Origin of the sequence: uncultured Phenylobacterium sp. (assembly GCF_902826855.1) — a bacterium.
Classification (GTDB): Bacteria; Pseudomonadota; Alphaproteobacteria; order Caulobacterales; family Caulobacteraceae; genus Phenylobacterium.
In genome coordinates this window covers 1-1,706 of record NZ_CADEGK010000372.1, presented here as the reverse complement: position 1 = coordinate 1,706, position 1,706 = coordinate 1, and the positions used below count along the sequence as shown (strand labels likewise).

Here is a 1,706-nt window from a genome sequence, read left to right as displayed (position 1 = left end):
CGGTACATCCGCTCGATGTTCTCGGCGTACTGCGGGCTGACCTCTCCGACCTGGTCCTTCACACTCATCAGGGCCATGAAGACGCCGCTCACCGCGGTGCCGATCGAGATATTGTGCATCAGCTTCACCCGCGCCGCGAGGTCGGCCTCCGTGCGGGGAATCTGGAAGATGCGGTGGGCGCGATCGCCCTCCTCGGTCTCGTAGCTCAGGATGCCGCCGCGCTCGGGGTCATCGTAGGCGTAATCGGCGGCGGTGTTGGCGATCGGCGTCCTGAACCGCGGATGGGTGGTGATGTCGTCGATCCGCTCGCCGTCCCAGAAGGTGACGCGGCCATCTCGCAGGCTCTCCACGTAAGCCGCTGGCGACTTCAGGCCCATGTTCCACTCCCGCGTTGCGGGCGGCCGGAGGCGCCCGTCATGGTTCGGTCGCAGGCGCGCAGGCCTGGCCGATCCTTAACGGCGACCATAGCCGCCTTGACGCCGCGTCTGACAAGCCTTCCGCCCCTTAGGCCCGCGCGGCGGCCAGGATCAGAGTCTGGTTTTCCAGCAACTTCGCATCGAGCCGGCCGCGCCAGCCGGGGGCGGCGGCGCCCTTCAGCGCGAGGGCGTAGCTGTAGCGGACGGTGGGCGCGAGTTGTTCGGAGGTGAGCTCGCCGACCACCCACGCCAGCATCACGGAGGCGAAACTGCGGTCCAGGGCGCGGAACAGCAGTTCCACGTCCACGTTCGGCGCGAGGACGCCGGCCTTGGCGGTGGCGGCGACCAGACTCTGCCAGAACTCGTCGCGCTTCCCATTGTAGATCTCCCGGCGCACGTCGTCGGAAGGGTCGAACACCGCCGCCCAGAGCGTCCGATAGAACGGGGGATCCTCGATGTAGAAGCCGACGGCGATGTCCAGGGCGGCGAACAGGCGTTCCAGCGGCTCGGATGAGCCCGCGTGGGCGAACCGGTTCTGGAACTCGCGCACGTCGTTCAGCACCGCCAGGGCGATCGCCCGCTTGGAGCCGAACAGGTTGTAGGGGGTGGCGAGGCTCACGCCGGCGCGCGAGGCAAGGGCGCGCATCGACAAGCCTGCGTTGCCGGTCTCGCGGATCAGGTCGCGGGCGGCCTGAATGATCCGCCCGCGCCGCTCGGCCTTGCCGGCCTCCCGGCGGCTGAGCGGCGGCTTGGCCGCCACCATGCCGCCCGTCTTCAGCGGCGAGGGCTCAGCCAAGCCTTCGGCTTCGCCGCTGGAGCCGGCTGGGGCATCCGCAGTGGCTCTGGACATGACTGCTCGGCGTCGCATTCAGGCAGGCGCGAGGCGGGCGACCATCTCCTCCCGCAACTGAGGCTTGAGCGTCTTACCGCTGGCGTTGCGGGGGAATTCCTCGGACCGCACCCAGATGCGGATCGGGACCTTGTAGGGCGACAGGAGCCGTTTCGCGTGGGCGATCAGGTCGGCCTCGGTGACCTGCATGCCCGGCTTCAGCTGCACCACGGCGCCCACCTCCTCGCCCAGGATCCGGTCCGGCAGGCCCACGACCGCCGCGTCGATCACCGCCGGATGGGACACCAGAACATCCTCGATTTCCACGCAGTAGATGTTCTCGCCCCCACGGATCAGCATGTCCTTCACGCGGTCGAGGACGTAGATGAACCCCTCGGCGTCTCGGCGGCCGATGTCGCCGGTGTGGTACCAGCCGTCGGTGAACGCCGCGGCCGTCGCCT

At 68.8% G+C, this 1,706-nt stretch carries 2 protein-coding genes and 1 pseudogene; all 3 read right to left on the bottom strand.

The annotated features are described in order from the left end of the window. A partial coding sequence (locus QZV94_RS24895; RefSeq protein ID WP_293683144.1) for a 4-hydroxyphenylacetate 3-hydroxylase N-terminal domain-containing protein occupies positions 1-377 on the bottom strand: 377 nt, incomplete at its 3' end. A gap of 127 nt (positions 378-504) precedes the next feature. After that, on the bottom strand, positions 505-1,212 hold the full coding sequence (locus QZV94_RS24890; RefSeq protein ID WP_293683142.1) for a TetR/AcrR family transcriptional regulator: 708 nt from the start codon (positions 1,210-1,212) through the stop codon (positions 505-507). A gap of 72 nt (positions 1,213-1,284) precedes the next feature. Next, a pseudogene (locus tag QZV94_RS24885) lies at positions 1,285-1,706 on the bottom strand (AMP-binding protein); the annotation flags it as partial.